The sequence below is a fragment of the Pontibacter ummariensis genome, from assembly GCF_900188175.1.
Classification (GTDB): Bacteria; Bacteroidota; Bacteroidia; order Cytophagales; family Hymenobacteraceae; genus Pontibacter; species Pontibacter ummariensis.
On record NZ_FZOQ01000027.1, the window covers coordinates 1 to 24394 of the forward strand.

The following is a 24394-nucleotide window of genomic DNA, read 5'->3' on the forward strand; positions in this document are numbered from 1 at the left end:
GTGGAAAAAGAAAACCTCCAACGCAAACGCATTGGAGGTCTCAAATTAAAAAGTAACTTCGTCTCAAACCCGTCAACTTATTTCAGGACGAGACATTCTATTTTTTATATCAACTTTAGAAGACAACATAGTAAAGAGTAGACGTACATACACAGTAGCTTGACAGTACTTTATCTCTGTTGCGGCTATAGCCCCAAAGTAACATAAGAGTTCAAACAATCGGGAGGAGAAAGGGAACCTAGCTTCCGCTCAATAACCGAATGAAGTGAACATCTTCCTTAAGCAAGGCCCTCAAATTACCTCTTCCAGTTTTTAGGCCTATCCAATAGCAGTGTATTAGCAACCAAGTTTCATCCTCAGATGTCGCAGCCTTAGCCTGATAGCGCACAAAGCTTACTGAGGATGGAAAACATGTCATACCTTCAAAACAGAAGGTTTGAAGGTTTGACTTTGGAGGTAACATTTACAAACCCGTCCCAGCATCAGGCAAACAGAAGGCGCTCCCTAAGTTTAGGAGGGAAAGTACTGAATCGAGCTAGCAGCTGACTTCGCTTCGCTACACGAAGCTTTACTCTCGCCGGCTCCTTTCCCAGCTTTGACTGCTTCAATAACCTTTAACCTGCTCCACTAGCCCTCATAGATTTTCCACTTATCTAACACAGCTTGGAAGTCCTCCGGTAGCTCTGAATTGAATTGCAGTAGCTCTTTGGTAGTGGGATGAACAAAGCCAAGCGATTTCGCATGCAGGGCCTGCCTCGGCATCAGTTTAAAGGCGTTCTCTACAAAAGCCTTGTACGTTCCGTTTGGGGCACCACACAAAATTTTGTCGCCACCGTAAGTAGCATCAGAGAAGAGCGGATGGCCTATATGCTTCATGTGCGCCCGTATCTGGTGCGTACGGCCTGTCTCAAGGTTGCATTGCACCAAAGAAACGTACTTAAAGCTTTGTAGTACCTTATAATGCGTTACGGCATGTTTCCCATAGTCGCCGGCAGGATACACAGCCATCACCTTTCTGTCTTTTACACTCCTTCCCACATGCCCTGCAATGGTACCGCTCTCCTCCTTAGGAACTCCCCATACCAAGGCATAGTAAGTCCGCTCTATGCTATGATCGAAGAACTGCTTTGCTAAAAAGGCCATACTATATTCTGTTTTAGCAATAACCAACAGCCCGGAAGTATCCTTGTCTATCCGGTGCACAAGTCCTGGCCTCCCCTCTCCGTTACGGGTAGTAGGCAGGTTCTGTAAGTAATATGTGAGAGCATTTACTAAAGTACCGTTCCAGTTATTATAAGCAGGATGCACCACCATCCCGGCCGGCTTATTTACTAACAACAGTTCCTCATCCTCATACACGATGTCCAGCGGGATGTTCTCTGGCACAATGTCTGTTTCGCGAGGTGGCTCTGCCAGCGTTACAGTAATAACGTCTTTCGGCTTTACCTTATAACTTACCTTTACCGGCTTCTGGTTTACCTGTACCGACTCTGACCGTATGGCTCCCTGCAACTTATTGCGTGTTACGTTAGGTAGGCGGTCCATCAGGAACTTATCCAGGCGCAGCAGCGCCTGGCCCCCATCCACTACTATACGGTAGTGCTCGTATAACTCGTCCGAATCCTCTGTACTATTGTCTGTCTCTATATAATCTACCACGTTATTCAGGTACAAAATAGGGTAAAAAAAAGAAAGCCGAAGTTAGACACATCGGCTTTCTCAAACTATAGAAAGAAGTCTTTAGCTTGCTTAGTTTTTCTTTTTAGTGCTCTTAGAAGTTGCTGGAGCAGCAGCTGGCTTAGCGGCGGCAGGCTCTGGAGTCTGCTGTGCTTTTGCTGGGTCTACGCCTAGTTTCTTCAATACAAGTGGAGAGATATCGCCATCCTCAGGACCAGCAAGCAATGCTTGGTTGCTGATTACGTAAGTATATCCGCTCTCTTTTGCTACTTCTTTGATAGCTTTGTCGATTCTGGCGATCACAGGGTCTACAAGCGCTTTCTCTTTCTGCTGCAGAGAAGCCTGTGCATTACGCTGGAACTCCTGGATAGAGTTGTTCAGGTTCATCAACTCTTTCTCTTTATCCTCGCGCACTACTTTATCCATTGTAGCGGCGCCCTTCTCATATGCCTGCAGCTTGCTTTCGTACTCAGCATACTTCTGCTTTAAGCTGTTTTCCAGTTGCGCACTGTGTGTCTTCAGTTCAGACTCAATCTGCTTGCTTTCTGGCATCTGAAGAAGAATGTATTCAACGTTTGTATAACCAAACTTTGGCGCCTGGTCGTTGCTCTGAGCAAAAGATGCAAAGCTGATCAGTAAGAACGCTACTACTAATGTTTTGATTTTGTTCATCATTGGTTGGTTAATTAAAAATATTTGAAAGTTTAGTTGTTTGACTTCTTCTTTGTCCCTTTTGCAGGCGGAGCAGGAGTTGCCTCCTGTTGTTCCCCTACATCTATTTCAGGTAAGTTATTCGGATCATCTACTATGCCACTCGCCGGCTGACTGCCCGTTGTGTTCTGTCTGTCTGATACTAGCCCTAGTTCCTCCAGCACATACTCGGTATAATCATGTACTGGGTTGGTGTAAATTAGTAGCAGCTCACCGGACTTATCAATCATGAAATCAACGCGTTTTGCTTTGGATACTTTCTCCACGGCCTCAAACACTTTGTCCTGTATTGGGCGCATTAACTCTTGCCTTCGCCTAAACATCATGCCCTCGTAGCCAAAGACCTTCCGCTGGTAGTCCCGCATCTCGGTTTCCTTTTTGGCTATTTCAGCCTGACGCTTTCGCTTCATTTCTTCTGTCAACAGCACCTCCTCGGCTTTGTAATCCTGCTTTAGCTGGTCTACCTGCTGCTGCTGTTGCTCTATCTCTTTTTGCCAGGCCTCTGCGTATTTATCCATCTCCTGCTGCACCTTATTGTAATCGGGTATCTTGCTCAGGATAAAGTTTGAGTCAATATAGCCAATCTTCTGTGCTTGCGAAACAGACGCCAGTAAAAGCCCTGTTAAAAAGATGAACAAAAACTTCTTCATACAAATTCCTTCTCTTTAGCGTATCTGCTGTCCGATAGTGAAGTGGAACATGCCTCGCTTGTCGTCTAAGCCTCCTGGCAGTGTATCCAACCTCCACGCATAGTCAAAGCCGAGTAGACCAAAGGCAGCCATAAATACTCTGGCACCCACACCCACTGAGCGATAAAGCTTGAACGGGTTGTATTGGTCGTAAGACCCGAAATTGTTACCAGCCTCCAAAAACGCTAAACCATAAATAGTGGCCGCTGGGTTTGGGGAAATTAGCTGGCGCGCCTCAATCACAAACTTGTTGTAAGCGATACCTCCAGAGTTTAACAACGTTGCGTCTCTTGTATTCACCACCGTTTCATCATCATACCCTCTCAGGCCGATATACTCAGTACCCACCAGCTGGTTATTCCCCGCTAAACCGGAACCGCCTAACTTAAAGCGCTCGTACGGCCCAAGCGTGGCATCAGCGCTATATGTGCCGAGGAAACCAAAGTGTGCCCGGGTATTCAATACCAAATTCCCTGCCAGATTTATGAAGTAAGAGGCATCGAACATCCATTTGTTGAATTCGATGAATCGGCTCGCATCATAATTATCAGAAAGCAGCGAGTAAGGAGGTGTCAGGATAACGCTCATCGTGAACTGCGACCCTCTTCTAGGGAAAGTAGGGTTATCCACGCTTGAGCGGCCTAAGGTATTTGTTAACGATACACTGTTTGAGATACCATTCGGGAAGCCCCTCAGGTTAAGGTTCTGCACGTCATACCTGTTGAACGACAGGGAATGGTTCATGTAGAAGTAGTTATCTGGCCAGTTCAACCTTCGACCTAAACTCACAGCGGCACCGTCTACATTCAACCTGGAGGCACTTGCATCCTCGTCGGCTGCAAGAGAATACCTTCTAATCGTCTTGTACAAGCTTACAGTAAGGGAGTTCGGTTTACGGCCACCCAACCATGGTTCTGTGAAAGACAGGGAATAAGACTGGTACAACCTGCCGTTTGCCTGCACGTTCAGCGAAAGCCTTTGGCCATCCCCGGTTGGGATAGGTCTCCACTCCGAAAGGTCAAACATCTTACGGGTAGAGAAGTTATTCAGCGTTAAGCCAACCGTACCGACAGGGCCCAGTACACCACCCCAGCCACCAGAAAGGCTTATCTGGTCATTCGGCCGCTCTACCACGCTATAATTGATATCTACTGTACCCTCAGCAGGGTTTGGAATAGGGTTCAGGCCGATTGTTTCTGGGTCAAAATAGCCAAGGGCTGCCAGCTCATTCCGGGTTCTGATCAGGTCTTCGCGGCTGTACTTCTGTCCCGGAAGGGTACGGATCTCACGCAGGATCACGTGATCGCTTGTTTTGTCGTTCCCCGTGATGGTAATCTTATCAATCGTTGCCTGTGGTCCTTCCGTTACACGCAGCTCCAGGTCAATTGAATCACCTTCCACGCGTACTTCAACCGGATCAATGTTGAAGAACAGGTAACCGTCATTCTGGTAAAGCGCTGATACGTCGATACCGGTAGGGTTAAAGTTCAGGCGCTTCTCAAGCTCCTCCTGGTTATACACGTCTCCTTTCGCGATGCCAAGCACTCTGGACAGGTACTCGTCATCGTACAGGTAATTTCCTTTCCAGGTTATATCCCGGTAGTAATAGCGGTCTCCCTCATCTACGACAATCTGTATGCCCAACCGATCCTCTTCTGTCCGGAAAACAGAATCTGACACGATAGTTGCATCCCGGTAACCTTCCGAGCGGTAGAAGTTCAGCAGGGCTTCCTTGTCCTCCTCATACTTCTCACGGTTATACTTTGACGAGGTGAATATCTTGTAGAATTTTTTCTCTTTTGTGTTTTTCAGCTGCTTGCGCAGTCTTTTGTCAGGGAAAGCCTCATTACCCACGAACTCAATGTCGGAGATTTTTACTTTATCGCCTTTATCAACATGGATGTTCAATACCACGCTATTAGGTAGCACCGAGTCCGGGCGCTGCGTAATATTTACTTTGGCATTCAGGAAGCTCTTTTCGAGGTAGTAGTCCCGGATTACGTTACGGGTGCTGTTCAGGACGGCATCTGTCACGATTCGGCCGCGCTGCAAAGGCACTTTCTCCCGAAGGGCATCTGCCTGTGCTTTACTGATACCTGAAAACCGGTACTGCGACAAGCGAGGTCTTTCCTTCAGTTCAAAATTCAGGAAAATTTCATCCCCTTCAACTTTAGTTACGTATACTTCCACATCCCCCAGAATGCCCTGCTCCCAAAGCTTTTGAATAGCGCGGCTCAGGTCTTCGCCGGGTACTGTAATTTCATCCCCAACTGCCAGACCAGTAACAGAGAGGAGAGCCGTTGGCTCCAGAAATTTTGCTCCACTTACCGTAATACCACCGATGCGGTACTGCTTTGGCTGAGAATAGTCAACAGGGGATGTTTGGGTAGGTCTGTCCAGAACCTGAGAAGAGGCTGTGCCTGCCATAAGCAGGAACACGAGCATCCAGATGCATCTTGTCATTAGTGTCTTTGTCACTTGATAATTTGTTCGCTTGTCTTTCCAAAGCGTCGCTCCCTCCGCTGGAAAGAAATAATTGCTTCGTACAGGTGCTCTCTCCTAAAATCGGGCCAAAGCAGCTCTGTAATGTATAGTTCGGTGTAAGCCAGTTGCCAAAGCAGGAAATTACTGATGCGCTGCTCACCACTTGTGCGGATAAGCAGTTCTGGGTCGGGCATACCGGAAGTAGAGAGCCGCTCTTCTAAAGTCCGCTCGGTTACTTCGTCTGCTTTAAGTTGTCCCTGCTCCACCTCAGCAGCTATTCTCTGCATCGCTTGAGTAAGATCCCAGCGGCCACTGTAACTTAAGGCAAGTACCAGCGTCATGCGGGTGTTGCCCTTCGTAAGTTCTATGGCCTCCGTTAACTCCCGTTGGCAAGCTGCTGGCAAGCTAGCTGTGTTTCCAATAGTTTGCAGGCGAATATTGTTCTTATTAAGCGTAGCAGTTTCTTTGCGAATAGTCGAGACCAAAAGGGTCATCAAAGCCGTTACCTCTGCCGCTGGCCGCGACCAGTTCTCGGTAGAAAAGGCATAAAGCGTCAGGTATTCTACCCCCAGTTCTGCCGCCCCTTCTACAGTATCCCGTACTGCTTTAATGGCATTCTGATGCCCCAATATTCGCAAGCCGCCTCTTTGCTTTGCCCAGCGTCCGTTACCGTCCATTATAACGGCTATGTGCTTGGGTAAATTGCCTAAGTCTACGTTCTCCTTCAGATTCATTAAAACACAATTTCCCTGCAAGTTACAAAAAGCAAGATAAACTTGAGAAGGAATGCTGTTTAATCTAACAGACCAGGACGCTTCCGGTAGCTAGGAGGGCAGTTTGTACGGTAGAAAGTGTAGGAAAGACTGATGCCGTTGTAGTAGTACCAGTCCTTATCATAGGGGTTAGCCCATTTCTTCTCATCCTCTTCGGAGAGACGGTCTAACTGATCGGTGAAGAGTTTACGTGCCCCGAACTCCAAGCCCAGATTCCAGTGCTTGCTCAGGGCATACTTCACCCCCACCCCGAAAGGAACAGCAACGGTAATTTTGGAGTTAAAAGCCTCGCTAAAGGGTGCAGTATCAGGGTCAACATACAGCCGCACATTATGAAGCACTCCAGCCACACCTACAAAAACATAAGGCGACACGCGGGGGCTTTGGCTCATATCGTAGTAATCCAGAAAGTTGTACTCCATGCCCCCTGACACTTCTAAGAGGGTAAGGCTTAGCCGCGCTAGCCGGTAGGCATGAAAAGGACGCTCTTCCGCGTAGGTCTCGTCCAGGAAGTTGTTTTCCTCCCCAACACGGCGGCTAACCATAACACCACCCCGCAAAGTAACGGCATTAGACATATCACGACGATAGAACACTGTAAGGGCCGGCTGGTTGTTCAGGAACCTATAATTTGGGGAAAGTTCACCTTTATAGTTTGCCCCTCCTATCCCGACGCCTAACTCAGAGGTTGTCACGGGGACTTTTACCTGTGCAAATGCAGAGTAGCTAAAAAAAGCACCCCCAATTTGCAGCATCGCACAAATAAGGAGTGCCTGTTTGAAAATATGTAATGTCATGAAAAGTAAAAGCGGTTCAATTAAACAACGATATGTTGTTCATTCTAGTATCTAAACTTTGCCCTTAAGAAGCCTGGCTGTATAATGTAGCTTATAGTTAAGCCCGTTGTAATATACCAATCATCGTCCGATTTGTTTCCTCGCCTTTGGTTGGCCGGTGTGCCATAACTGGGCACAAGATGATAAGGTGTTCCGCTTGGGTCTTGTATGGTCTGGAACTCAGTTTCAGCGCTTCTGTCTGAAAGAATAGTTGCAGCTACAGGGTTTTCACCTCCCCCATTCAAAATATCAGACTTCCAGGCAAAGCCGGCGCTACTGTCATCCAAATAGTCTGTAAAGGTTTTTCTCCAGGTTATCTCGAGGCTTAAGTCCCAGTACCTGTCAAGCTTGTAACGTGCGCCCAAGCCAAATGGGATTGCAATCTGTATGCGTTTATAGGGGTCCGGATAATCACCAGTTTTCGCATATTGCCCTTCAGTACCTAAAGGCTGCAGCTCGTACCATCCGGTTGGGATATCATTTTCGGCAGCTAACCCCTCTCTTAAGCCACTGATATAGTATGTTTTGGGGTTATGATGAAAGACAGCAACCCCTACGAAAGCAAAGGGCACAAAATCCGGGCGGCGGGCATAAGTCTCACTGTTTTCAAACAGGTCAATAACCACCCCCAGGCTTAATTCTTTCAAATCATTCCGAAAAGACAGGTTTCGTTTATAACGGCCAGCGTTCTCGGCTTCATTCAGTGAAGCGCTGAGAATGTCATCTCCCATGATACGAATCCACTGTAAGCCCGTTCTAAAGGATATACGGGGGGCATAGCGGTAGGTATAATTTAGAGCCACGCTAGGGCGTGTCGACTTAACCCGGAAACTTGTAAAGTCTGGTTCAGGCACAATGTCACCAAAATAATTTCCGGCCCCGAGCGTCAAACCCAAAGAACTGTACCGCTTACGTTGCGTGAACACCTGTGCTTCAGCATCGGTAGGCACCAACGCCAGCGTAAACATAGCTAGCAGTAGAAGGGTCCAAAATTTATACATACAGAAAGCTATCTAAGGAACACCATAGCAACTGGTTGCCCACTGCCTCAAGTAAACCAGAACAAAATTAGGAATTAAACACAATCTAATAAAAAAATATTAAAACCTAATAATACAAGAAAATCAACTGCCCATCATGTTGTTTCGTTTATCTAAACCCCAGTTCAGCTTGCTGCGCAATGTTGAGAGAAAGTTCACATGATGAAGTTTAACCAGTCTTGCCACAAAGTCTTCCCTGCGAACGGCCAATTGCACATTCATATCCACTGGTTTAGACCGCGAGTCTAGAGAGGCGAGGTAACTGCTGCTGCGCCCTTCCACCTCAAAAGAAATGACACTTCTGTCTGACACAATCATGGGGCGCACGTTCAGGTTATGCGGGCATACGGGAGAAATGACAAAATTGTTGGTCTGCGGCAGTACTAAAGGGCCACCAGTACTAAGCGAGTAACCAGTAGAGCCTGTGGGTGTTGCCACTACGAGACCGTCTGCCCAATACGAATTCAAGTACTCTCCGTCAATATAAGTATGCACAACGATCATGGCAGAGCTATCACGCTTCAGCAAGCTAAACTCGTTCAGTCCGAAGTTGATGCCATCGAAGACCTCTTGGTCAGAGTCCACTCTGATCAAGGCGCGGTCGTCCAGGGTATAATGGCCTTTATCAAGGGCATCAAGGGCTACGTTGATGCTATCGTAGGGAATGGTGGCCAGAAAACCCAGTCTGCCAGTGTTAATCCCGAGAATAGGAATTTGTTGCTCTCCCACATAGGTTACAGTGTCTAGCAAAGTGCCATCGCCCCCTATGCTTAGCACCACGTCCACGTCCTCCAGCTTATCGCCCCGGGTAAAAGTTTGTATACCTGTAGGCAGGTTAAGCGTGTTCTTCAGGTACAACTGAAAGTGCTCTACCAGCAACACCTCTGCCTTTCGGCGCAATAACTCGTCGAAGAGCATCTGAATAAAAGGTGCTGTACTCTCATTAAAAGGTTTACCAAGTATAGCTATTCTCATTGTAGTTCTGTTAAAAGGGAAACCTCCCACTAAAATAAAAGCCCCTGCCCCCTTCCCTGCTCAGCGTGTACTCCAGCCGAAAGACGGCATCGTAAAAGGTTACGAGGTGCAGCCCTAAACCGCCGCCCAACAGCAGTCGGTTTGTCATGGGATTGTGCTGGTGAAACTCGTTGGCAACCACATAACCCGCATCAGTAAAGGCATTGAGATACAGTGCCAGCGGTATGTTGTTAAACTTCGGGTTGTCGATAAATTTAAGCTTTATACTTTTAATATCCAGTAGCGAGCGCGTCAGCCCTTGCTTAAAAAGGCCATAGTGTTGCCCCCCTATCACGTAAAGCTCATACCCTCTTACATATGACCTATAGCCCAGGGCGGTGTTATCTGCAAAGGCGTATTCCTTCGCCAAGCGCAACTGCCCCTCAGCACCCGCCATATAAAAGTACTTGTCTGACAGCCTGCTGTATTTAACGTACTTTGCCCGTACAGTCGTAAAGGGAGAGCCGGAGTTATGCAGAAACAGCGTCTGTGCCACACCAGCCTCAAAGTAGCTACCCACCAGCGGATAGGCAAAGTTATTCCGTTGGTTTATCACTTTGTACAGCTCCAGGCGAAGGTATTGCCGGGCTCCCTGACTATGTGTGTAGTACTCGGGGTTAAGGCGCACAACAGAATCTGATATGCTCTCCTGATAGTAAGACAGCCTTACCCCTTCGCTCCGCTGCACGCTTTGGCGGTGTATCAGCGCTCCGGACACGTAGCTGCGTTTGATCGGCAGGCCCTCTTCCTGCTCATAGAAGAGCTGCCTGTTATTGATGACATTGTAACTGATGGTACGGCTGCGGTAATCTGCAGCGCTTAACTCTGCGCCGATGTTATACCTGCGGCTAATGTACGGTAGGCGGTACGAAAGCTCTAGTCTTTTATTAAACCCACGCTGTACCCGCGCCCGCACCTCCTCATTACGCCCCCTGAAGTTGCGCCACACGAGGTTAAGCCCATAGTCTATGCGGCTCCAGTCTTTTTTCTCAAGCCAGGCGTTAAAGTTGCGGTCCGCAAAGTCAAAGATAGGGATAGGGTACAGGTAGAAGCGCTCCTGCATCTCAAACTGCACCTGCACAAGTCCTTCTTCACAGACATAGCTGTAACTGACATGATGGAAGAGCCGCAGATTTAGAAGCCTTTTCCTGTTTTCCTGCAGCAGTGGCTCCAGCTCCACAACAGGAACGGTGTCTCCGGGAGCAAAAGTAAGCTCCTGTAGCAGCACAGGCGCCTTTGTTGTTTCATTGCCCTCCAGCACAATCTCTTTTACGACTACAGCCGGCACATCGCACGGTATAGCCAGAGCATTGACTCCGGTTATGAACAACAGCAAAACAGAGAAGATGCAACGCAGCATCACCGCCCTGGCTTAGATATCAAGGTATTTGAAAAGCATGTCCAGCCTGTCCTGCCCCACATCATAATCATTGCCATCGTTAAACTGGGCCGTGATGCGGTATTCGAAGCGCTCCAGTGTTGCGATGATGCGGCTAAGGTCTGTGGCATTTAACTTTAGGGTAAGCTTGATTTTGTAAGGGTCCAGCTCGTCTGGCGAAACATAGGCACTAAGAATCTTCACGTTCTCCTCCTCAATTAAACGGCTGATCTGGCTAAGCGAGTAGTCCCGCTCCGGCATCGAGAGCACCAGGATGCTTCCCTGCCCCTGCAACGCTGACATTTGCCCGAAGGCGGCTAACGTATCGTTTATCGTAATAATGCCCATGTAATCCTGCTCATCATCCAGTACGGGCACTACCTGTATCTTATTTTTAATGGCTGCCTCCATTACATCATAAAAGTGCTGCCGCTGCTGTACATGCACATCCAGGTACTCCAGCGCCAGTTCTTTTAATTGCTGGCTTCGGTCAGTCAACTCTATTAGGCTGTGTTCGGTTGCCAGCCCCTTGTACTTGCGGTTACTAACTACAGGCAACTCATTCACCCGGAACTCATCCATCCAACGCAAAGCCTTCTCTACGGTATCGTAAAGCTTCAGTGGTGGTATCATTTGATTGATGAGTTCTTCTGCGATCATGTTGATGCGGTTATGGGTGTTTTCTGTAAGAATCTTTCTAAGATACTGTTAAACTTCTCAGGATGTTCCATCATGGGGGCGTGTCCGCACTTATCAATGAAATATAATTCGGAGTTCACCATGAGCCTGTTAAACTCATACGCAACGAGTGGTGGCGTGATAGTATCGTTTAAGCCCCAGATCAATAACGTTGGCACCTGTATATTTGTGATATCCTTGGCCATATTATGTCGTTGCGCAGACTTAGCAATAGAAATAATGCGCAGGCACTTGGCATTGCTGTTGGTAATGGAGAACACCTCATCCACCAGTTCCTGCGTAGCCGTGTTAGGGTCGTAAAACGTATAGCCCACACGCTCTTTTACGTAATCGTAGTTCCCGCGCTTAGGGAAAGAACCTCCCATAGAGTCCTCAAACAGGCCGGAACTGCCAGTAAGCACCAGCCGCTTCACCTTATCCGGGTTATTAAGGGTATACACCAAAGCCACATGCCCTCCCAGGGAATTACCCAGCAGGGTCATATCCTTCAGGTTCTTCAACTTAACAAAATCCTCGACAAAAGACACCAACCCCGGAACGCCCGCCTTCAGCAGGGGCATCTCGTAAATTGGCATCAACGGAATTATTACACGGTAATTTTTTGAGAAAAAATCCACAACGCCATTCCAGTTGCTAAGTGCACCAAACAGTCCGTGCAATAGCAACAGTACTTCTCCTTCTCCCTCGTCTATGTATTGAAATTCGCCTTCTTGTCTGACTTGTAGATTCATTATAGGGTAAAACTTTTTGAAAGAAACGTATTTTGAAAGGACACGATTAAATTAGTGTACAATATTAGCAATACTAACCCAATTTCGGAGCATGTGCAAGCCGTAAGTAGTTAACGCAGCCTCCGGATGGAACTGCAGGGCGTACAGCGGCAGCTTCTTGTGCCGGAAAGCCATCAGTTCTCCTGCCTGGGTATGGGCTAGTGGCACTATACTCTCCGGGGCATGCTGCAATACCAGCGAGTGATACCGGACCACAGGCATTAGCTGCGGCAGCCCTTCGAAGAGCGGGTCAGGCTCGCAAATAATTTCAGATACTTTGCCGTGCATCGGCCGAACTCCTTTCTCCAGTTTCGCTCCAAAGAACTCTCCCAAGGCCTGATGCCCCAGACAAATGCCGAGCATGGGGACCCGCTCATGGTAATAACGGATCACCTCCATCATACAACCTGCGCCTTTTGGCGCACCCGGCCCCGGCGACAGGACAACTGCCTCTACTGGGAGCTGCTGTATTTCAGCCAACGGCACATTGTTGCGCACTACCTTTACCTCTACTCCTAACTGCCCGAAATAATCAACCAGGTTGTAGGTAAATGAATCAAAATTATCGAGCAGGAGCACCATTGGAATATGGAGATGACGAAACTTGCAGATGTAAAGAGGAAATGTTGGGATTAGGTCAGCCGTAGAGACTTAGTATCACAACTATAAAAGCCTGCTTCTCCAGATCTAGAAATGACGTTGCACGGAGGTAATCAAAGCTTTAACAAATGGCAGCACATAGCCCAGAATATCCAGGGCATAAGGTGTGGTTTTAAGAACAACCGGGTACACTATAGAGGCAGAGGCTGTCTCTACCGACACGCTTATCCCCGCCATCTCCGAAACGTAGAGCAGCAGGCTTAAAGCCACGCACCATTTCAGCGCCCCCAGTATGCTGCCCAGCACATTATCAAAGAGCCCGAAGGGTGTAAAATCAATTACCTTCTTTAGGATAAGGCCGCCCAGATGGATCAGGAGAATAATGCCTACAAACACGACTAGGAACGTGACATAGGGCAGCAGGCCATGGGCGTCTCCTATAAAGCCCTCCATTACAGGCAAAGTTGAATCCAGGAGTTTCAGTCCGCCTAGTATGGCCAGTACCAAGGCCACCAGTGAAACAAGTTCCAGGAGAAGCCCCTTTCGGAAACCCTGAAAGGCGCCGTACAGAATGGGTAATGCCAGAAAAATGTCGAATGTACTCAATGGTGCAATCTTAAAGCCTTCACTTCAGTATGAAAGACATCAGGTATTCCTACCATACCCTGATGTCTTCCCCCTGTCTAGAACATAGCTAGTGCCAATGGAATTCAACCCTGGCACTGCTTAATTTTCTCTCTAAAAGTCTGTGTTATTTAATAACTCGCCGGCCGCCTGGGAAATAGCCCGGCCATCGGCCTGGCCTGCCAACTCTTTGGAGGCCACCCCCATCACTCTGCCAATGTCGGAAGGACCGGTAGCTCCCACACGCTGTATGATCTCTACCAAACGCGCGCGCAGGTCCCCCTCATCCAGTTGCTTGGGCAGGTAGGCTTCAATTACGGCGAGTTCCTGCAGCTCTACCTGCTCTAAATCGGCACGCCCCTGCTTGGCGTACAACTCGGCAGACTCGCGTCGCTGCTTCGCGGCTTTTGTCAGGAGCTTCATCTCTGTGTCTGTCGTGATACCTTCCGCGCCGCCTTTTTCTGTTTCGGCTAACAGGATCTGAGATTTGATGCTGCGGAGTGCCTGCAAGCGAGCTTTGTCTTTCGCCAACATCGCCTGTTTGATGTCAGCGTCTATGCGTTCTTTTAAGGTCATAGTTTTTGAATGGTTATCCTTTATTAACTGAGCGGCTGTAGCTTATACTGCCTTACGACCTTATACGCGCTCACACGCCTGCCTACAGTTTAACATCTTAAACAAAATTCCACTAATTTAGTCATCTATAAGATTCGGGTACACAAACGCCCACAGGGGCACCAAAACTTGTATCATGACCAAACTGAGTGTAAATATAAACAAAATAGCCACGCTGCGGAATGCGCGCGGCGGCGACAGGCCGAATGTAGTACAGGTAGCAAAAGATTGTGAGCGTTTCGGAGCTCAGGGCATCACCGTACACCCCCGCCCCGACGAGCGCCACATCCGCTATCAGGATGTCCACGACCTGAAGGAGATCGTAACAACCGAGTTTAACATCGAAGGCAACCCTACTCCCGACTTCCTGAAGCTGGTAAAAGGCGTGAAACCGGCGCAGGCCACCTTAGTGCCCGATGCCCCGGATGCCATCACCTCAAATGCCGGCTGGGACACAGTTAAGCACAAAGACTTTCTGACCGATGTGATCGGCGAGCTGAAAGAGCTGGGCATCCGGACCTCCATCTTCGTAGATCCGGTGACAGAAATGGTAGAGGGAGCTGCTGCTGTAAAAACTGATCGGATTGAGCTATACACAGAGAGCTACGCCCGCCAGTACCAGGATAACCGGGAGGAGGCAATCGCGCCTTACCTGGAGGCGGCCCGAAAAGCACAGGAACTGGGCCTGGGGCTTAACGCTGGCCACGACCTGGACCTGGACAACCTGAAGTACATGCACGATACCCTGCCGGGCCTGCTGGAGGTAAGCATCGGCCACGCCCTGATCTGCGATGCCTTGTACTACGGCCTGGAGAACACCATACAGCTTTACCTGCGCCAACTGAGATAGCGGTGGTAAACACGATAGACATAGCGGAGTTTCTGCAGAAGGCAAAAGAACTGCCTGTGCTGGACGTCCGGGCGCCTAAAGAGTTTACCGAAGGGCATATTCCGCAGGCGCACAGTTTCCCCATTTTTTTAGATGAGGAACGCGCCGTTGTGGGCACGGCCTATAAGCAGCAAGGGCATGACCCGGCTGTGCTGCTTGGCCTGGACCTGTTCGGGCCTAAGATGTCTGGCTTTGTGCGACAGGCGAAGAAACTGGCCAAGAACAAGGAGTTGCTGGTGCACTGCTGGCGCGGGGGCATGCGCAGCAGCGCCATGGCCTGGCTGCTTAACTTCTCCGGATATAAAGTGCACTTGCTTAAAGGCGGCTACAAAGCCTACCGCCACCTCATACAAGAACAGTTCACCCAACCAAGGCCCTTGCTGGTGCTAGGCGGTTTAACAGGAAGCGGCAAAACAGACCTGCTTCCCTACCTGCAGGCTATGGGCCAGCAAGTGATTGATCTGGAAAAGCTGGCCAGTCACAAAGGCTCTGCCTTTGGTAGCATAGGAATGCCGCCACAGCCCAGTACCGAGCACTTCGAGAACCTGTTGGGCACAGAACTCCTACAGTTGCATACACAACAACCCCTGTGGCTGGAGGACGAGAACATCACCGTAGGCAAGGTAATGGTGCCTAAGCCCTTGTACGACCAAATGCAGCGTTCACCTACCATTGTGCTGCAAGTACCGGACAAGCTACGGGTACAAAAGCTGGCACAGGAGTATTGCAAAACGGATGAAGCCGTGCTGGCTGCCGCTGTGTTAAAGATAAAAAAGCGACTAGGTGGGCTGGCTACCAAAGAAGCTTTGGCGGCCATTGCAGAAGGGGACATGGAGAAGATGGTAGAACTGGTCCTCACCTATTATGACAAAGCCTACACTTTCCAGCTAAATAAGAAGGAGCACGTATTACCACTGGAACTACCGGGCTTAGACCCTGAAGAAAACGCGGCGAGAGTGCTGCAATTCGTACAACAACAGAAACTCGTACAAGCATGGAAGAAACGTCCATACAAGACATAAGACTAACCCAGTACAGCCACGGAGCCGGCTGCGGCTGTAAAATTTCCCCTAAAGTGCTCGATGCCATCCTGCACTCGGAAGTGAGTTACCCAGCGGAGAAAAAGCTGCTGGTAGGCAACAGTTCCCGGGATGATGCGGCAGTGTACGACATTGGCAAGGGACGCGCCGTGATCAGCACCACCGATTTCTTTATGCCGATCGTGGATGATGCCTTTGATTTTGGGCGCATTGCCTCGGCAAATGCCATTTCGGATGTTTATGCCATGGGCGGCACGCCGATGATGGCTATTGCCGTGTTGGGCTGGCCTATCAACACGCTAGCCCCAGAGGTAGCCCAGCGTGTTATAGAAGGAAGCCGCAGCATCTGCCATGAGGCAGGCATCCCACTGGCAGGCGGGCACAGCATCGATAGCCCGGAGCCTATCTTCGGTCTGGCTGTAACAGGCATGCTCGATATCCCCAACCTAAAGCGCAACGACACAGCCACGGCCGGCTGCGAACTATACCTTACCAAACCCCTTGGAGTGGGTATTCTCTCCACTGCGCAAAAAAAGGGGCTCCTAAAGGCAGAGCATGCTCACATAGCACCAGGGCAGATGATGCGTCTAAACAAAGTCGGAGAAGAACTAGGGGCTTTGCCGCAAGTAAAGGCGATGACCGACGTCACAGGTTTTGGCCTGCTTGGTCACCTCTCCGAAATGTGCGAAGGCAGCAACCTGTCGGCAGAAGTATTCTTTGAAAAAGTACCGGTGATACCGGAAGCGCTGGAGTACTTGGCACAAAAGGCCGTACCGGGCGGCACACTCCGTAACTTCGACAGCTACGGGCACAAGGTAGCCGAACTTACCGATGACCAGAAGCACCTGCTCTGCGACCCACAAACCAGCGGAGGCCTTTTAATTGCTGTCGATCCGGCAGGAAGAGACGATGTGTTACAGGTACTTAAAAAGTGTGCGCTGCAACTAGAGCCACTGGGAGTACTGAAAGAACGAAAGCCAACGGAGAAGCTGATACAGGTAGTCTAACGCTACCCCTCTTTCATCAAATGCATGCTGTGTTCGTAAGCTGGAATAAGTAATAAGCTACGAACTGAATGATAACTGTTAACTGACAACATGAAACTACACTACAAAGAAATGGGCCATGGACAACCGCTGCTGATTCTGCACGGCTTGTTCGGCACATTGGATAACTGGCAGACCCTGGCCAAGCGCTTTGCCGAGCACTATAACGTTTTTTTGGTAGACCTGCGCAACCACGGGCGCTCTCCGCACAGCGAGCAGCACGACTACGATGCCATGGCCGCGGATGTACTGGAACTGGTAGAGGAACTGCGCATCCCTACACCGGCCATCATGGGACACTCCATGGGCGGCAAGGTAGCCATGACTTATGCACTCCGCTATCCCACCCGTATTACAAAACTGATAGTAGTGGACATTGCCCCAAAGGCCTACCCTCCACATCACGATGACATTATCGAGGCGCTGCAGTCAGTAGATCTTCGTACTGCAACCAGCCGTAGCGATATTGACGCACAACTTGCTAAAACCATTAAAGTGCCTGATGTGCGCCTGTTCCTGATGAAGAACATTTACCGTAAAGAAGATAATTCTTTCGGCTGGCGCATGAACCTGGAGGCCATCGAGCAGAACTATGAGAAAATAGCCGCGGCTGTCACCTCCGATGTTCCTTTTAAAAAGAGCACCCTTTTTATTCGTGGTGGCAGGTCCAACTACATACAACCGGAGGACCTTTACAGTAGCATAGAGCACCTCTTTACCTTAGTAGAAATAGAGACAATACCAGAGGCCGGCCATTGGGTGCATGCCCAGGCACCTGATAAGGTATATGACCTTGTCACAAACTTTCTGGAGCACTAACAACAACACGTGCCTACAGGCTGAGCCGTACAAAAGAGCCAAAAGCTGCCTGGGCATTTTGCACCTGGCTGCTTTTGCCTCTTTTAGCAAGACTTACGCTAAACGCCCCTCTTTGCCCCGTCTTGCTACTTGGCACGCTTACCCTACCTTTGTATCATGAAAAAATCCGGCACCTTATACCTCATCCCCACAGTACTTGCAGAAGACACGGCAGATAAAGTTATCTCGCCACAGGTAAAAGAGACGGTGCAGCACCTCACCTACTTTATCGTAGAAAACCTGCGCACGGCCCGGCGCTACGTGAAAAGCATTTGCCCGGAATTGGTAATAGAGCAACTGACCTTTGTACAGATAGATAAGGATGCGACGCCAGCACAGGTACAAGCCTCGCTGAAACCCCTCTTAGAGGCGGGCAAGGATGCAGGGGTCATTTCTGAAGCAGGTTGCCCGGGTGTGGCCGACCCAGGGGCAGAAGTAGTGAAGCATGCTCACCAGAAGGATATAAAAGTAGTGCCTTTCGCCGGCCCCTCGGCTATCCTGCTGAGCCTGATGGCCAGTGGCTTTAACGGTCAGCAATTCGCCTTCCATGGTTACCTGCCCATCGATAAGCGGGACAGGCTGCAAGCCCTGCGTAATCTGGAGAAAGAAATGCAGCAGCGCAACCAGACGCAGATCTTCATGGAAACGCCCTACCGTAACAACAAACTGCTCGAAGACCTGCTCACTACCCTGCACCCTGATACGCGCCTGTGCATTGCCGCCAACGTCACCTCTCCTACTCAGGAGTTCATCCAGACCAAAAGCATCCGGCAATGGCAAGGCAAGCTACCAGACATACATAAGCAGCCCGCCGTTTTTCTGATCTACAAATAATAGCCGATACCCAAAAATGAGCGGCAGCCATAGATAGTATGGCTGCCGCTCATTTTTTTGACTCTTATAAAAAGAAAAGGCCCCCGGAAACCGGGAGCCTTTATCCAATGAAGAAGACTACTACCTAGTATTCTTATCTACTTTATTTACCAACTTTCATTTAAAACAAGGGCGTCTAAACAGCACAGGCTATTCTACGTCCCACCACACTCTGGCCGTGTTGTTATCTGTAGCAGGGTTCAGGGCTCCAACACCTGCCGCATAGTTCTCACGGTTCAGGGTAGCTTCTTCTGCCGGGTACAGGTATCTTCTTGGAATCTGGCCGTCGTTCAGGTAATCGGTGGCTGGGTAAAGAACAGGGAACTCCGTTCTTCTCCACTCTGCCCATGCGTCGAACCCTTGCGGGAACAGTGTTTTCCACTTCTCTTCTCCGATTACCTGGTACATGCCAACTTCCTCTGCGTCCTCAAGTCTGGCAGCGGCATAAGCCTCGCCTTCAGAGGCTATGTCCTCTTCAGAGTGTGCATCCCAAGTCACGAAAGACATGACGATACCTTTGGCAAGCATTTCTTCAGCATCCTCAGTTGTCCAGCCTCTTACAGCAGCTTCTGCTCTGTTCAGATAGGTGTATGAAGCTGTCATCATTGGCAGTGGCGCTGTTGCATTCCAGAAATAGTCAGTTGATACCTGTGCTCTGCCGGAACCACTTTCATCGTTATAGCCATAAGGCACACCGTCTAGTTCTGCATCCGTAGAGTACACGTAAAGTCTGGCATCAAAGGTGTCGTTTGAGGTTGGGTTAAGCGAACCTTCCCCGGTATCACCCTGGAAGGCATCCACGAACTCAGCAGACAGGAAGTAGTCACGCGCTCTGTTCGGGTTGAAAGGGTTCTGGTACTGCGCTACCTCGTCAAACGTGTACCAAGCCTCTTCTGCAACATCGTCAATTACGCCGGCAGGATGTGCCAGTGCTTCCTGGAACACCTGTGCAGCATAACCGTTGGCGGCAGGATAAACTTCAGACATCTGCAGGGCCATTTGTAACAGTACGGAGTTAGCCAACTGCTTCCACTTTGCCACATTTCCACCATAGATAAGGTCACCGATAGGTCCTTTCAAAGCTGGGTCCAGCATATCTCTGGCTGTCTGTAGCTCTTCGATCAAGGCTTTGTAGATATCTTCCTGCTTATCGTAAGCAGGCGTCACATCCCCAAGTCCTAAGAAAGCCTGAGAATAAGGCACGTCGCCCCAGGTATCAGTTACCCGCTTCATCACAATGGCCTTCATGATCATGGCTACACCGGCTTGGTTAACCGGAGCACCCTGAGCCTCTAACTCAGCACCATGGTTATCCTCGTTCAGGTTATACGCTATCACCTGGTTTAGGGCAGGCAGAATGATGTTGTAGTAGTTCTCCCATTCGTAAGGAGACTCTGCGTACAGCATTTCGTCCGTATAGGTAACCTGAGACTGGTACTGCACCAGCAGGGTAGGCACCAGGAAGTAAGATCTTCCTGTTACTGTAGAATAGTTCTCTATCGCACCTGCCAGCAAACCGGCAGGATAAGGGTCGGCAGGACCATTTTGGTTTTCGTTCATATCACCAAAGTCCACCGTATCGCAAGCAACAAATCCCTGTGCTAGCGCAAGGCTCAGTAATATATATAGTACTTTTTTCATGTTCCGTTCTTTTAGAATAATAGTCTAACGTTTACGCCATAGCCTCTGGTACCTGGTAACTGGCTGTTCTCACCGTAAGTCTGAGACAGTTCAGAAGGATCCCATCTGTGCTTGTTGTCATCAGACACAGCAATCAGCCACAGGTTTCTACCCACAAGACCAACAGTTGCTCCTTTGATGAAACCTTCTCTGAACACGCTCTTGCTAAGCGCCTTCGTAAAGTCGTAAGACAGGTTGATGTCTCTTAACTTAATGTAGCTGGCATCGTGGATGAAAGGCTCTGCGATAGAGTTAGCCTGGAACTGCATGAAGTAGTCCAGCGCATCTACGTAAGTATCCACAGCCTCTCCGTTTGTGGTTACACCTACTACGTGCACGCCACCACCTTCATCAACAGCATCACGCACGTTATTGCCTTTGTCGTTGATAGCGGCAGTCTCCTCTAACAGACCTGAGTAGTATCCCCACTGCTCAGACAGGGAGAAGAACTTGCCGCCTTTCTGGAAGTCGATCGCTGCAGCCAATGTCAGGCCTTTGTAGCTGAATCTGTTTACAAAACCACCTGTAAAGTCAGGCAGTACGCTTCCAAAGTACTGATTTGGCTCTACTACGTACAAGCCGTTTGGCTGAAGGATGTAGTTTCCGTCGTCATCTCTGGCAAGACCTCTACCTCTTAACTGTCCCCAGTTGTTACCTAGCTCGTGTACAACTGTCACAAATTCCCAGTCGTCGGCTCCTCCAGGCGCGTTGATGGCATCCAGACCAGCAGGCAGGGCCTCTACCGTTGTGTTGTTGTTGGCGTAGTTTAGGGTAGCAGTCCAGTTAAAGCCACTTGTTGATCTGAAGATCTCGGCATCCACTACTACCTCTACCCCTTCTCTTGAAGACTCGCCTGCGTTTGTCAGGAAGTCGTAGTAGCCTGTTGCTTGAGAGATACTAACAGGGATGATCTCGTTCTTTCTGTCCTCATTGTAGTAAGTAAAGCTCAAGCCAACTCTGTTGTTAATGAAGCGCAGGTCAAAGCCAGCCTCAAACGAGGTATTCAGTGATGGTGTAATATTTGGATCAATAAGTCTGTTATTTGGGTACACCAGGAAGTCAGTTCCTAAGAATGGCTGCGGACCTGTACGGTATACCGGGTTTAGGCGAAGTGCATCCACGTCGTTACCCACCTGAGCCCAACCTGCTCTCAGCTTACCGAAAGACAGGGCAGCAAAGTCATCCACCAGTTCAGAGAAGATAAAGCTGGCTCCAATGCCTGGATAACCATATCCGTTATTATCAGCTGGCAGCGCAGAGCTCCAGTCTTTTCTGTAGCTGGCGTCTAGGTAGATCATGTCTTTGTAGCCCAAAGACGCATTACCATAAAGGCTGTTTACCTGCTTCTCATAAATGTACGTCTGCGGTGTTGGCACAATGCCTGCGTTAGAGAAAGTGTACACATCCGGTACAATCAGACCGCCTGTTTTAGCTCCAGGGCTCATCTGAGCAGAGAAGCTATAGTAATCGTTCTTTCTGATGTTACCACCCACAAAAGCGGTGATGTCAAATTCTCCGAAGCGGTTCTCGTACTTCAATACAGAGCTAAAGTTCTTTTCAGACTCAGATAAGCTATATCTGCCAAAGCTATTGCTCCAAGCGTTGTACAGGTCAGGAGCCGCTGAGTTCGATAAGTAGAATGGGAAGAAGTACTCAGACTTGTACTCTGTTGAGTTTAGTGAACCTGTAGCAGACCACTCCCAGTGATCATCAAACTCATAAGTAGCAGTCAGGCTACCAGCTAAGTTATCGTTGTTTCTGGTCTGGTCATACTTGTCCAGGAAGGTGTAAGGGTTAAACCAGAAAGCAGGCTTCTGGAATCCTCCTCCATAGTAAGTGTAGTAGTCAGGGCCCCACCAGTTCCAGGAAGTAGAGTAACCGTCTGGCGTAGTAAGGTTTCTTAACTCTCTCAGCTTATTGATGTCTGTGTCTCTGGCAAACCAGGAGTTGAATGAACCAGTAGTCTGGTTACCGTAACCATCGTCAAAGTCACCATTGATCTCTGATGTGGCATAACGGATGTTTGAGTTAACTCTCAACTTTTCCGTAGCCTGGAAACCGAAGTTTGCATTTACAAAGTGCTTCAGCAGGTCTGAGTAAGGCGTGATGCCTGTTTGATCAAGCAGAGTATAGGCTAAACGGCCATTGAACTTCTCGTTTCCGCCGCTAAGCGCAACCGTTGTCTTTTGTGTAATACCAGTATCGTAGAAGTCCTTGATGTTGTCTGGCTGCGCCTCGTACTTAGCTGTTTTACCAAAGTAAGGGTTTGGATTCTCCTCTGTTCCTGGCCACCAGGCATACCATGGCACGTACTCCTGGCCATCAAAAGCAGGACCCCAGCTTTCGTCTGCATAGTTATTGTCCCATAGCAGGTAGCGTTTTCCGTCAAACACCTCCCACTCAGCCGGATAAGGCTTGCCAGCAGCACCTGCAGCAAAGTCGAAGGTTCCGAAGGAAGCATTACCGTCATATCCGCCACCGTACAGGTCTTGATAGTTTGGCAGGTAACCAACCTTATCCCAGGTAGTAGAGTTAGCAACTTCAACAGCAAGTGCGCCAGAACCTTTTTTCGTAGTAATTACCACCACACCCGCGTCAGCTCGCTGGCCATAAAGCGAAGTTGCGTTTGGTCCTTTCAGCACGTTGATCGACTCCACGTTGTTCATGTCGATCTCGTTCGGATCCGGAGTAGGCACCCCGTCCACAATATAAAGCGGATCGCTATCGCTTGTCAGGGATATAGCGCCTCTGATACGGATCTTACCGAACTGCCCCAGTTTAGAGCCGGCCTGTCCGTTGATCTGCACACCAGCCACCTTACCTGCAAGGGCATCTTTCACGTTTACACCTTGCGTGATGTTCAGGTCTTTTGCCTCCACTTCTTGTGAGGCGTAAGTAACTGTTCTCTCCGCTCTTTCGAAACCGAGGGCAGTTACAACAACTTCCTGTAGCTGTTCTGTATCAGTGGCAAGGTCTACGTTGATAGTAGTAGCATTTCCAATGGCACGTTCCAGGGTATTATACCCTATAAAACGATACACCAGTGTGTTCTTTCCTGCCGGCACGTTAATAGAGTAAGCACCGTTTGCACCAGTTGTGGTACCCACCGTGGTTCCTTTAACGATTACAGCGACCCCTGGCAGCGCCTGTCCGGTAGCCGCATCAGTCACTGTACCCGTAACTGTCTTACTCTGGGCCATGGCCTGCTGTAGCAGCACGGCGACCAGAAAGAAGCACAACATTAGAGCTTTCTTCATTGCGTGTTTGTTTAAAGTGAGTGTTTAGAGTTTAACATTTAGTTCAAGCGTAAAAGAGACCTTCGGGAGGCCCGCAGAGGTGTGGTTTTTAAAATTATGCTGTTAGAATAGGATGTTACAGTCAGAAGCAGGCATAGCTTTCCTGTTAAGGATTCGTGCTCCTTTGAAAAGGACAAAATAGTGCCCTTCAGTCCCGCAGGTTCTTTTCTGCGAAACTGTTAGATACAGACTAATAAAGCAGTGTGCACTTGAGCGCGAGGGCACAAAGGCGGCAAGGCCCTTATGCTGTACAAGTGCCTGAGACTTTATTAGCTAGCTGCTAATAACAAGAAATATTTTGTGGATGGAGGGTGCAGACAGCATCCTCGAGGGGATGTTTTAAGTAGTAAAGTTTTCTTCATAAAGTGTTTGTTTAAGGTGAGATTTACATCAAGTATATTACAAAAAAGTCATATTAGCAAACATTCATCTATACAAATGTTTGAACACAATAAACAATGTTAAAACATGCATAAGATACACTCAAACACAAATAGCTAACAAACAATATCTTACAAATGCGAACCCTAAAGAAAGTGCTGGTTCAGAAAAAAACTTATAAAACTTTATTGGCAAGGAAGTAAAGGCCTGAAATAGGTTATTGACTCTTACGTATGGTAGGGCAATTTAAGTTGCAAACGCTGCTGCTTTTAGTCTGTATGGTCCTTGATTTGGACATAAACTGTACCCTGACAAGCTGTGCATTTTCTAAAGTACAGAAAAAAAGCCAAAACACAGACAGTACCATAGACAGCTACATACTTTTATTTCTACTGGTACCTGCACTACTGCCTGCTACCTA

At 48.8% G+C, this 24394-nt stretch carries 21 protein-coding genes; 5 read left to right on the top strand and 16 right to left on the bottom strand.

Annotated elements, in window-relative coordinates:
- Window positions 1–627 precede the first annotated feature (627 nt).
- From CHB92_RS21110 to CHB92_RS21175, 14 genes are all read right to left on the bottom strand, one after another.
- Complete coding sequence (locus tag CHB92_RS21110) at window positions 628–1659, bottom strand: RluA family pseudouridine synthase (protein ID WP_089321292.1); 1032 nt, start codon at window positions 1657–1659, stop codon at window positions 628–630.
- A 90-nt stretch (window positions 1660–1749) separates the two neighbouring features.
- Window positions 1750–2352: an OmpH family outer membrane protein gene (locus CHB92_RS21115; RefSeq protein WP_245842776.1), complete on the bottom strand. Its 603-nt coding sequence runs from the start codon at window positions 2350–2352 to the stop codon at window positions 1750–1752.
- Window positions 2353–2381: 29 nt separating this feature from the next.
- Window positions 2382–3038, bottom strand: a complete 657-nt coding sequence (locus CHB92_RS21120; RefSeq protein WP_089321233.1) for an OmpH family outer membrane protein — start codon at window positions 3036–3038, stop codon at window positions 2382–2384.
- Window positions 3039–3053: 15 nt separating this feature from the next.
- A complete protein-coding gene (gene bamA / locus CHB92_RS21125; RefSeq protein ID WP_089321234.1) occupies window positions 3054–5540 on the bottom strand; it encodes an outer membrane protein assembly factor BamA in 2487 nt (828 codons plus the stop codon).
- A gap of 11 nt (window positions 5541–5551) precedes the next feature.
- Window positions 5552–6295, bottom strand: a complete 744-nt coding sequence (locus CHB92_RS21130; protein WP_089321235.1) for an isoprenyl transferase — start codon at window positions 6293–6295, stop codon at window positions 5552–5554.
- Between the two features lie 59 nt (window positions 6296–6354).
- Window positions 6355–7131 (bottom strand): type IX secretion system protein PorG, encoded by a 777-nt coding sequence (gene porG, locus CHB92_RS21135; RefSeq protein WP_089321236.1) that lies wholly within the window; start codon window positions 7129–7131, stop codon window positions 6355–6357.
- A 44-nt stretch (window positions 7132–7175) separates the two neighbouring features.
- Window positions 7176–8171 carry a DUF6089 family protein gene (locus tag CHB92_RS21140; protein ID WP_089321237.1) on the bottom strand — a complete coding sequence of 332 codons (996 nt, stop codon included), beginning with the start codon at window positions 8169–8171 and terminating at the stop codon, window positions 7176–7178.
- Window positions 8172–8294: 123 nt separating this feature from the next.
- Window positions 8295–9185: an NAD kinase gene (locus CHB92_RS21145; protein WP_089321238.1), complete on the bottom strand. Its 891-nt coding sequence runs from the start codon at window positions 9183–9185 to the stop codon at window positions 8295–8297.
- Between the two features lie 10 nt (window positions 9186–9195).
- Window positions 9196–10584: a BamA/TamA family outer membrane protein gene (locus CHB92_RS21150; protein ID WP_089321239.1), complete on the bottom strand. Its 1389-nt coding sequence runs from the start codon at window positions 10582–10584 to the stop codon at window positions 9196–9198.
- A gap of 12 nt (window positions 10585–10596) precedes the next feature.
- Entirely contained in the window at window positions 10597–11262 is a 666-nt protein-coding gene (locus tag CHB92_RS21155; RefSeq protein ID WP_089321240.1) for a CBS domain-containing protein, read from the bottom strand.
- Complete coding sequence (locus CHB92_RS21160; protein WP_089321241.1) at window positions 11259–12032, bottom strand: alpha/beta fold hydrolase; 774 nt, start codon at window positions 12030–12032, stop codon at window positions 11259–11261. Before CHB92_RS21160 ends, CHB92_RS21155 begins: the two co-directional genes overlap by 4 nt.
- Window positions 12033–12083: 51 nt before the next feature.
- On the bottom strand, window positions 12084–12653 hold the full coding sequence (locus tag CHB92_RS21165) for an anthranilate synthase component II (protein ID WP_089321242.1): 570 nt from the start codon (window positions 12651–12653) through the stop codon (window positions 12084–12086).
- Between the two features lie 105 nt (window positions 12654–12758).
- The gene (locus CHB92_RS21170; RefSeq protein ID WP_089321243.1) at window positions 12759–13277 is read right to left on the bottom strand and encodes a CvpA family protein; all 519 of its coding nucleotides are present in this window, start codon (window positions 13275–13277) and stop codon (window positions 12759–12761) included.
- Window positions 13278–13409: 132 nt separating this feature from the next.
- Window positions 13410–13871, bottom strand: coding sequence for a GatB/YqeY domain-containing protein (locus CHB92_RS21175; RefSeq protein WP_089321244.1), 462 nt, complete (start codon window positions 13869–13871; stop codon window positions 13410–13412).
- Window positions 13872–14046: 175 nt separating this feature from the next.
- Between CHB92_RS21175 and CHB92_RS21180 the strand changes: the two genes are divergently transcribed.
- The 5 genes from CHB92_RS21180 (at window position 14047) to CHB92_RS21200 (ending at window position 18577) form a co-directional block, all read left to right on the top strand.
- Window positions 14047–14760, top strand: coding sequence for a pyridoxine 5'-phosphate synthase (locus CHB92_RS21180; protein ID WP_089321245.1), 714 nt, complete (start codon window positions 14047–14049; stop codon window positions 14758–14760).
- Window positions 14761–14762: 2 nt separating this feature from the next.
- On the top strand, window positions 14763–15821 hold the full coding sequence (gene mnmH / locus CHB92_RS21185; protein WP_089321246.1) for a tRNA 2-selenouridine(34) synthase MnmH: 1059 nt from the start codon (window positions 14763–14765) through the stop codon (window positions 15819–15821).
- Complete coding sequence (gene selD, locus CHB92_RS21190; RefSeq protein WP_089321247.1) at window positions 15794–16846, top strand: selenide, water dikinase SelD; 1053 nt, start codon at window positions 15794–15796, stop codon at window positions 16844–16846. The genes mnmH and selD overlap by 28 nt, the downstream gene beginning before the upstream one ends.
- Before the next feature lie 90 nt (window positions 16847–16936).
- Window positions 16937–17704 carry an alpha/beta fold hydrolase gene (locus tag CHB92_RS21195; protein ID WP_089321248.1) on the top strand — a complete coding sequence of 256 codons (768 nt, stop codon included), beginning with the start codon at window positions 16937–16939 and terminating at the stop codon, window positions 17702–17704.
- Between the two features lie 156 nt (window positions 17705–17860).
- Window positions 17861–18577, top strand: a complete 717-nt coding sequence (locus CHB92_RS21200) for an SAM-dependent methyltransferase (protein ID WP_089321293.1) — start codon at window positions 17861–17863, stop codon at window positions 18575–18577.
- A 189-nt stretch (window positions 18578–18766) separates the two neighbouring features.
- Here the strand turns inward: CHB92_RS21200 and CHB92_RS21205 are convergent, their stop codons facing one another.
- Together CHB92_RS21205 and CHB92_RS21210 are read right to left on the bottom strand one after the other, a co-directional pair.
- Window positions 18767–20257, bottom strand: coding sequence for a SusD/RagB family nutrient-binding outer membrane lipoprotein (locus CHB92_RS21205; protein ID WP_089321249.1), 1491 nt, complete (start codon window positions 20255–20257; stop codon window positions 18767–18769).
- An 11-nt stretch (window positions 20258–20268) separates the two neighbouring features.
- Window positions 20269–23553: a SusC/RagA family TonB-linked outer membrane protein gene (locus CHB92_RS21210; protein WP_089321250.1), complete on the bottom strand. Its 3285-nt coding sequence runs from the start codon at window positions 23551–23553 to the stop codon at window positions 20269–20271.
- Window positions 23554–24394: the final 841 nt, after the last annotated feature.

Excerpts from the sequence above, each read along its gene's own strand:
- CHB92_RS21115 (WP_245842776.1), bottom strand. The coding sequence starts at position 2,352 with ATGATGAACAAAATCAAAACATTAGTAGTAGCGTTCTTACTGATCAGC.
- selD (WP_089321247.1), top strand. The coding sequence starts at position 15,794 with ATGGAAGAAACGTCCATACAAGACATAAGACTAACCCAGTACAGCCAC.
- CHB92_RS21180 (WP_089321245.1), top strand. The coding sequence starts at position 14,047 with ATGACCAAACTGAGTGTAAATATAAACAAAATAGCCACGCTGCGGAAT.
- CHB92_RS21145 (WP_089321238.1), bottom strand. The coding sequence starts at position 9,185 with ATGAGAATAGCTATACTTGGTAAACCTTTTAATGAGAGTACAGCACCT.
- CHB92_RS21210 (WP_089321250.1), bottom strand. The coding sequence starts at position 23,553 with ATGAAGAAAGCTCTAATGTTGTGCTTCTTTCTGGTCGCCGTGCTGCTA.
- CHB92_RS21155 (WP_089321240.1), bottom strand. The coding sequence starts at position 11,262 with ATGATCGCAGAAGAACTCATCAATCAAATGATACCACCACTGAAGCTT.
- CHB92_RS21195 (WP_089321248.1), top strand. The coding sequence starts at position 16,937 with ATGAAACTACACTACAAAGAAATGGGCCATGGACAACCGCTGCTGATT.
- CHB92_RS21200 (WP_089321293.1), top strand. The coding sequence starts at position 17,861 with ATGAAAAAATCCGGCACCTTATACCTCATCCCCACAGTACTTGCAGAA.
- CHB92_RS21130 (WP_089321235.1), bottom strand. The coding sequence starts at position 6,295 with ATGAATCTGAAGGAGAACGTAGACTTAGGCAATTTACCCAAGCACATA.
- CHB92_RS21150 (WP_089321239.1), bottom strand. The coding sequence starts at position 10,584 with ATGCTGCGTTGCATCTTCTCTGTTTTGCTGTTGTTCATAACCGGAGTC.
- CHB92_RS21205 (WP_089321249.1), bottom strand. The coding sequence starts at position 20,257 with ATGAAAAAAGTACTATATATATTACTGAGCCTTGCGCTAGCACAGGGA.
- CHB92_RS21175 (WP_089321244.1), bottom strand. The coding sequence starts at position 13,871 with ATGACCTTAAAAGAACGCATAGACGCTGACATCAAACAGGCGATGTTG.
- CHB92_RS21160 (WP_089321241.1), bottom strand. The coding sequence starts at position 12,032 with ATGAATCTACAAGTCAGACAAGAAGGCGAATTTCAATACATAGACGAG.
- CHB92_RS21120 (WP_089321233.1), bottom strand. The coding sequence starts at position 3,038 with ATGAAGAAGTTTTTGTTCATCTTTTTAACAGGGCTTTTACTGGCGTCT.
- bamA (WP_089321234.1), bottom strand. The coding sequence starts at position 5,540 with ATGACAAGATGCATCTGGATGCTCGTGTTCCTGCTTATGGCAGGCACA.
- CHB92_RS21165 (WP_089321242.1), bottom strand. The coding sequence starts at position 12,653 with ATGGTGCTCCTGCTCGATAATTTTGATTCATTTACCTACAACCTGGTT.
- CHB92_RS21140 (WP_089321237.1), bottom strand. The coding sequence starts at position 8,171 with ATGTATAAATTTTGGACCCTTCTACTGCTAGCTATGTTTACGCTGGCG.
- porG (WP_089321236.1), bottom strand. The coding sequence starts at position 7,131 with ATGACATTACATATTTTCAAACAGGCACTCCTTATTTGTGCGATGCTG.